This window comes from Streptomyces sp. (assembly GCF_031178505.1).
In the GTDB taxonomy this organism is placed as follows: domain Bacteria; phylum Actinomycetota; class Actinomycetes; order Streptomycetales; family Streptomycetaceae; genus Streptomyces; species Streptomyces gulbargensis.
Genome location: NZ_JAPSIW010000366.1, coordinates 1 through 6,810, shown reverse-complemented (window position 1 = coordinate 6,810; position 6,810 = coordinate 1). Strand labels below are relative to the sequence as shown.

The following is a 6,810-nucleotide window of genomic DNA, read 5'->3' as shown; positions in this document are numbered from 1 at the left end:
ACGGTCAGGGCCGCCGCCGCGGTCTTCGCCGAGCGCGTGGTGAAGCCCCTCGCCGACGTGCCGCCGGGCGCCCGCCGGGTGCGCGAGCTGTGCCGGGCCTGGCTCGCGTACTCCTCGGAGCGGGTGTTCACGGGGGGCTGCTTCTTCTACGCCGCCTCGGCGGAGTTCGACGCGCGCCCCGGCCCCGTCCACGACGCGATCGCCCGGGCCCGGCTCGACTGGTCCGCGTACATGGAGGGCGCGATCGCCGAGGCGCGCGCGGCGGGCGAGTTCGCCGCCGGTACGGACGTGGAGCAGCTCGCCTTCGAGATCATCGCCCTCATGGAAGCGGCCAACGCCCGGTCCGTGCTGCTGAGCGAGACCTCCGCGTACGACCGCGCCGAGCGTGGCATCACGGCCCGCCTGCGGTCGGAGGCCACGGCCCGCGGCCGGGCGGCGCTCGACGCTCCGTAGGACCCGCGCGGCCCCGCGAACGCCGGGTAAGGGCCCGGGAGGCCCCGCCGCGTCGAACCGGACCGCCTCCGCGCGACCGGAGCCGCACCTCCCGTCGGTCAGACGGCGCCCGCGTCCGCCGGGGTGGTGGCCCGGACCGGGGAGGGAAGGCCGCCGGCGTTCCCGTCGCCGGTGAGGAACGCGACCGCCTCGGTGATCACCGACGGGTCGGTCAGGATCCGGCGGTGGCCGAGACCCCGGGTGATCACCAGCCGTGCCCGGTCGCCGTGGACGCGGGCGAGCAGCCGGGCGTGGGCGAGCGGGACCATGTCGTCGCCCTCGTCGTGGAAGAGCAGCACGGGGCCGTCGAGCGCGGTGGGGGCGCGGTCGGCGCCGAAGCGGTCCCAGATGCCCGGCTCGTCGGGCGCCAGGTGCCGCTCGACGTGCTCGCGCATCCGCAGCATCACCCGCTCGTCCACGCCGAGGCCCCGGCGGAAGCCGTCCGTGAGCAGGTCGAAGGAGCCGACCCCGCCCAGACCGACGAAGCGGTCGGCGCGCAGGCCGTCCCGCAGGGCGAAGAGGGAGGCGAGGACGCCGAAGGAGTGGGCGAGGACCGCGTCGAAACCTCCGTGCCGCTCGTGCAACTCCCGGATGACGTCGCGGTACTCGAGGATGTTGCCGGCCCGGCCGGGGGCCGCGCCGTGGCCGGGGACGTCGAAGGCGACCGGGCTGTGACCCCGCGCGAGCAGTTCCTCGGCGAAGGCGGTGAGCCGGGAGGCGCGCGAGGACCAGCCGTGGACGAGGAGGACGGGCCGGTGGCCGTCCCCCCACGCGTAGGTGACGGCTTCCTTGCCGCGCACCCGCAGCCGCCCGGTGCGGGCCGTGGCGAACAGGTCGCGTTCGGCGGGGCGGAGGGCCGCTCGGCCGAGCGGGCGGACGAAGAGGTGGAAGGCCAAGCGGCCGGCGGGACCCGGGGCGGCTCGGGCGGCGGTGTTGAGGACGGTACGGACGAGCGGAGCCATCGGGTACATGCCGGATCTCCTCGGTCGGCCTGGACGCATGAACATGCTAGCACGATCGTTCGTATTGTTTTATGGTCCAGGACAAGGCGGGGCGGCGCCCACCCGGAAGGCACCGCCCCGCCCGCACGCCTCATTCCTCCCCGCCCCCGCCCTCCGAGCGCTCCTTCCGCACGGCCGCCTTCTTCACCGCCTTCTTCACCGCCGCCGGCTTCTCCACCGCCCCCTTCGCCACCGCCTTCTTCGCGCGGCTCGGCTGCACCCGTTTCGGCTCGCCCGGCATCTTCGGGTACTCCGGCGGATAGGGCAGGTCCCCGAGCCCGTGCTCCGCCTCGTCCCGCCGGGCCAGCTCCAGGAGCGATTCGAGGCCGAACCGCTCCGCGTCCATGTCCGCGTGGACGTCGCCGACCTCCGCGTACCGGACCGGCATCGTGCGGATGTCGAAGTCCTCGGGAGCCACCTCGCCGACCTCCTCCCAGCGCAGCGGCGCCGAGACCGGGGCGTGCGCCCGGGGCCGCACGGAGTAGGCGGAGGCGATGGTGCGGTCCCGGGCGGTCTGGTTGTAGTCCACGAAGATCCGCGAGCCCCGCTCCTCCTTCCACCAGCGGGTGGTCACCCGCTCCGGCATGCGCCGCTCCAGTTCGCGGCCGCAGGCGATGGCCGCCCTCCTGACCTGGGTGAAGGTCCACCGGGGCGCGATGGGCACGAAGACGTGCAGCCCCCGGCCGCCGGAGGTCTTCGGCCAGCCGCGCAGGCCGTGCTCGTCGAGGACGGCGCGCAGTTCGTGGGCGGCGCGGACCGCGTCGGCGAAGTCCGTGCCGGGCTGGGGATCGAGGTCGAGGCGCAGCTCGTCGGGATGGTCGGTGTCGTCGCGCCGTACCGGCCAGGGGTGGAAGGTGACGGCGCCGAGGTTGGCCGCCCAGATCACGGCCGCGGGTTCGGTCGGGCACAGCTCGTCGGCGGAACGGCCGCTCGGGAAGGTGATGTGCGCGGTCGGGATCCAGCCGGGCATGTTCCGGGGCGCGCGCTTCTGGAAGAACGACTCACCCGTCACTCCGTCGGGGTAGCGCTCCAGGGTCGTCGGACGGTCCCGCAGGGCACGGGTGATGCCCTCCCCGACGGCCAGGTAGTAACGGACCATGTCCAGCTTGGTGTAGCCGGGTTCGGGGAAGTACACCTTGTCCGGGTTGGAGACCCGCACGGTCCGGTCGCCGACTTCGAGTTCCACCGCTGCCGCCTTGCCTGCCATGCGGGCCAGCCTAGGCCGCGCGCACAAGTCCCGCATACCGGACAATCGCCTCATGGATCTGCCGGTGATGCCGCCCGTGAAACCGATGCTCGCCAAGTCCGTCAAGAAGATCCCGCCCGGGATGCAGTACGAGGCGAAGTGGGACGGCTTCCGGGCGATCGTCCACCGCGACGGGCCCGAACTCGTCATCGGCAGCCGCACCGGCAAGCCGCTCACCCGCTACTTCCCCGAACTGGCCGAGGCGCTGGCGGACCGGCTGCCGGAGCGCTGCGTGGTCGACGGGGAGATCGTGATCGAGCACGACGGCCGGCTGGATTTCGACCGGCTCACCGAGCGGATCCATCCGGCCGCCTCCCGGGTCCGCATGCTCGCGGAGACCACCCCGGCCCGGTTCGTCGCCTTCGACCTGCTCGCCCTCGGGGACGAGTCCCTCCTCGACACCCCGCTGCACGGGCGGCGCGCCGCTCTTGAGCGGATGTTCGACGGGATCGGCGCACCCGTGCACCTGGCCCCGGCCACGCGGGACGCCGCGCTGGCGGCCCACTGGTTCGAGCGGTACGAGGGCGCGGGTCTGGACGGGGTGATCGCGAAGCCGCTCGACCTGCCGTACCGGCCGGACGTCCGGCTGATGTACAAGATCAAGCACGAGCGGACCGCCGACGTGGTCGTGGCCGGCTACCGCTTCCACAAGAGCGGCCCGGTGGTCGGTTCGCTGCTGCTCGGCCTGTACGACGACGGCGGCACCCTCCAGCACGTCGGGGTCTGCGCGGCCTTCACCGCCGCCCGGCGCGCCCAGCTCGTGGAAGAGCTGGAACCGCTGCGCATGGATCCGCCGACCGGGCACCCGTGGGCGGCGTGGACCGACGAGGCGGCCCACGAGGGGGCGCGCCTCCCGGGGGCGCCGAGCCGCTGGTCCGGCAAGAAGGACCTGTCGTGGGTGGCGCTGCGGCCGGAGCGGGTCTGCGAGGTGGGGTACGACCACATGGAGGGCGACCGCTTCCGGCACACCGCGCAGTTCAAGCGGTGGCGCCCGGACCGCACCCCGGAGTCCTGCGGCTACGCGCAGCTGGAGGAGCCGGTCTCGTACGACCTGTCGGAGGTCTTCGGGTAGGAACCGGTGCGGCGCTCACCGGAAGGGGCCGGAGGAACTCCCCCGCGCTCGCGCCGGCGCCGGAACGAGGGCTTCGGTCGGTGCCGGAGGGCCAGACGGGTGCACGCCGGAGCGTGAGATGCTTCACATTCGCCGCCGGGTGCGCATGATCCCCAACAGCCCTGTCACGCACGCGGGTTCGAGGGACAGCCGCCCGGCTCCGGGAGCCCGCCCGGACCCTTCCCGGCGCCGCCCCGCCCCGCACCTGCGGGAACGTCCCCCTCCGCGATCACCGTGCCGGCGCGCCCCCGCGACCGGGTCGGTGCTCGGCGCCCCGTCGTGCCCGCCGGAGCGGGGCCGTCCCGTCGCGGGGCGGTGACGTCCCCGTACCGGAACCCGGACCGCGATCCGGTACGTATGGAGGTGAGACACCTTCCGTACCGCTCCCGGACCGACTAGGACTGACCCGTGATCGCCACCCCCTCCCCCCTGGTACCCGTCCCGATCCCCGACCGTGTGGCCGCGATGATCGGGTCCTGTCTGCCGCTGCACGTGCTCCAGGCGGAGTTCGACGCGGACTGCGCGGTGCGTGAGGTGCACCGGTTCCGCGGGCCGCTCTGCGCGGAGGACCGGGCGGACCGGGAGCACGCCCTCGCCGCCCTGGCCCGCGCGAACAAGATCCTCGCCAAGCACCACCCCCAACTGCCCGTCACCCGCTGAGCCGACGGCGGGCGCCTGACGCCCCGTCGGCCGGCGTGAACCGCCGCCCCGCCGCGTACACCGGTCGGCCGTCCCCCGCATGCACGCGGGCGGGGGCGGTGTGAGGCTGCGAGAGTGACCACGACCAGCGACGCAGCGCCCGCACCCCCGGCCGCCACCGCACCACCGGTGCTCGACGGCCGCCGCCGCACCATCGTCTTCGGCACGATCATGCTGGGCGTCCTGCTCGCCGCTCTCGACCAGACGATCGTCGGCACGGCCCTGCCCACGATCGTCTCGGACCTCGGCGGCGCCGCCCACATGTCGTGGGTGGTCACCTCCTACCTCCTCGCCGAGACGGTCGCGACCGTCCTGGTCGGCAAGTTCGGCGACCTCTTCGGCCGCAAGGTGATCTTTCAGATCTCGGCGGTCGTCTTCATCACCGGCTCGTTCCTCTGCGGTCTCGCGACCGACATGACGCTGCTCATCGTCTGGCGGGGCCTCCAGGGCATCGGCGCCGGCGGCCTGATGGTCACCTCCATGGCGCTCATCGCGGACGTGATCCCGCTCCGGGAGCGCGGCAAGTACCAGGGCGCCATCGGGGCCGTCTTCGGGGTCTCCACCGTCATCGGGCCGCTGCTCGGCGGTCTCTTCACCGACCACCTCAGCTGGCGCTGGGCGTTCTACGTGAACGTGCCGCTCGCGATCCTGGTGGTCCTGGCCGCCGCGCGGACCATCCCCTCCGTGCGCTCCGCGCGCCGCCCGGTGATCGACTACGCGGGCATCGCGCTCGTCGCCGCCGGTTCCAGCGCCCTCATCCTGGCGACGAGCTGGGGCGGCAACGAGTACGCGTGGGGTTCCGGCGTCGTCATCGGGCTCTTCGCCGGGGGCCTGATCGCCCTCGCCCTGTTCTGCCTGGCCGAGATCCGGGCGGCCGAACCGATGCTGCCGATGCGGCTGTTCCGGAACCCCGTCTTCACCGTCTGCTCCGTCCTCAGCTTCGTGGTCGGCTTCGCCATGCTCGGCGCGATGATCTTCCTGCCGACGTACCTCCAGTACGTCGACGGGGACTCGGCCACCACCTCCGGCATCCGCACCCTGCCCATGGTCGTCGGCCTGCTCATCGCCTCCGTCTTCAGCGGCAACGTGGTCAGCCGCACCGGCCGGTACCGGATCTTCCCGATCGCCGGCTGCCTGGTCATGGGCGTCGGGCTCTACCTGCTGTCCCTGATGGGACCGGCGACGGGCACCTGGCTGGAATCCCTGTACATGTTCGTGCTGGGGGCCGGGATCGGCCTGTGCATGCAGGTGCTGACCATCGCCGTGCAGAACACCGTGGAGTACGCCGACCTCGGGACCGCCACCTCCGGCGTGACCTTCTTCCGCACGCTCGGCAGCTCCTTCGGGACCGCCGTCTTCGGCACCCTCTACGCCAACTCGCTGAAGACGGAGCTGTCGGCGGGCGTCCGGGAGGCCTCCGCCCTCGGGGCGGACGCGGGATTCGACCCGGCGGCCGTCGCGCGGGCCGCGCAGAGCCCGGCCGGGGTCCACGGACTGCCTCCGGACGTGGCCGGGCCGGTCGTCGGCGCCTACGCCGCCAGTCTGCAGACCGTCTTCCTCTGGACGGTGCCGGTCGCCGCCGTCGGCCTCGTGGTCGCGCTGTTCCTCAAGCAGGTCACGCTGCGCGACTCGGTCCGCGCCGCCGCCCCCGACATGGGCGAGGGCTTCGCCTCCCCCACCACCAGCGGCGACTCGGCGAAACTGCTCGAACTGGCCGTCGGCCGGATCCTGCGCCGCACCGACCTCGACACCGCCCGCCGGATCGTCGCCGCCTCGGACACCCGGCTCGACACCGCGGGGGCGTGGGCGGTGATGCAGGTGGAACTCTTCACCCGGACCGTGGGGCACGCGAGCCTCGGGCTCGTCGCGGCCCGGCGGCGCGTCCCACCGGAGGTGCTGCTTCCGGTCTTCGACCGGATGGTCGACGAGGGCTTCCTGACCCGGGACGGCAACCTGCTGTCGCACACCCCGGCCGGCGAGCGGGAGGCCGCGGTCATCACCCGCGCGTGGGGCGACTGGCTCGCCGACCGCCTGGAGAAGGAGCGCGGCCGGCCCAGCGGGCCGGAGCTGCGGGCGGCGACGGACGCCATCGCCAAGAAGGTCGTCGCCGAGGACCTCTCCGCCGGGCGCCCGGCCGGCCGCCCGTCCGGCGCGGTCCTCACCGCCCGGCGCTGACCCCTGTCCGGCGCGGTCCTCACCGCCCGGCGGTGAGGACCCCCCCGTGCGCGCCCCGGGCCGGGCTTCCGGTCACCCCAGGAACT

Annotated in this window: 6 protein-coding genes; 4 read left to right on the top strand and 2 right to left on the bottom strand. The window is 73.8% G+C overall.

What is annotated here, in order from left to right; all coding sequences use genetic code 11:
* Positions 1-453 (top strand): TetR family transcriptional regulator C-terminal domain-containing protein (locus tag RIF68_RS22150; RefSeq protein ID WP_309053031.1); only part of this gene is annotated, 453 nt, incomplete at its 5' end.
* A gap of 98 nt (positions 454-551) precedes the next feature.
* Here RIF68_RS22150 and RIF68_RS22145 read toward each other — a convergent pair.
* Together RIF68_RS22145 and ligD are read right to left on the bottom strand one after the other, a co-directional pair.
* On the bottom strand, positions 552-1,463 hold the full coding sequence (locus tag RIF68_RS22145; RefSeq protein WP_309053030.1) for an alpha/beta hydrolase: 912 nt from the start codon (positions 1,461-1,463) through the stop codon (positions 552-554).
* Positions 1,464-1,584: 121 nt separating this feature from the next.
* Positions 1,585-2,700, bottom strand: a complete 1,116-nt coding sequence (gene ligD, locus RIF68_RS22140; RefSeq protein WP_309053029.1) for a non-homologous end-joining DNA ligase — start codon at positions 2,698-2,700, stop codon at positions 1,585-1,587.
* 52 nt (positions 2,701-2,752) lie between these two features.
* On the opposite strand from ligD, the gene RIF68_RS22135 reads away from it, so the two are divergent.
* The 3 genes from RIF68_RS22135 (at position 2,753) to RIF68_RS22125 (ending at position 6,724) form a co-directional block, all read left to right on the top strand.
* A complete protein-coding gene (locus RIF68_RS22135; RefSeq protein ID WP_309053028.1) occupies positions 2,753-3,811 on the top strand; it encodes an ATP-dependent DNA ligase in 1,059 nt (352 codons plus the stop codon).
* Between the two features lie 504 nt (positions 3,812-4,315).
* Positions 4,316-4,510 (top strand): hypothetical protein, encoded by a 195-nt coding sequence (locus RIF68_RS22130; protein WP_309053032.1) that lies wholly within the window; start codon positions 4,316-4,318, stop codon positions 4,508-4,510.
* A 114-nt stretch (positions 4,511-4,624) separates the two neighbouring features.
* On the top strand, positions 4,625-6,724 hold the full coding sequence (locus tag RIF68_RS22125) for an MDR family MFS transporter (RefSeq protein ID WP_309053027.1): 2,100 nt from the start codon (positions 4,625-4,627) through the stop codon (positions 6,722-6,724).
* The last annotated feature ends 86 nt before the right edge of the window (positions 6,725-6,810 follow it).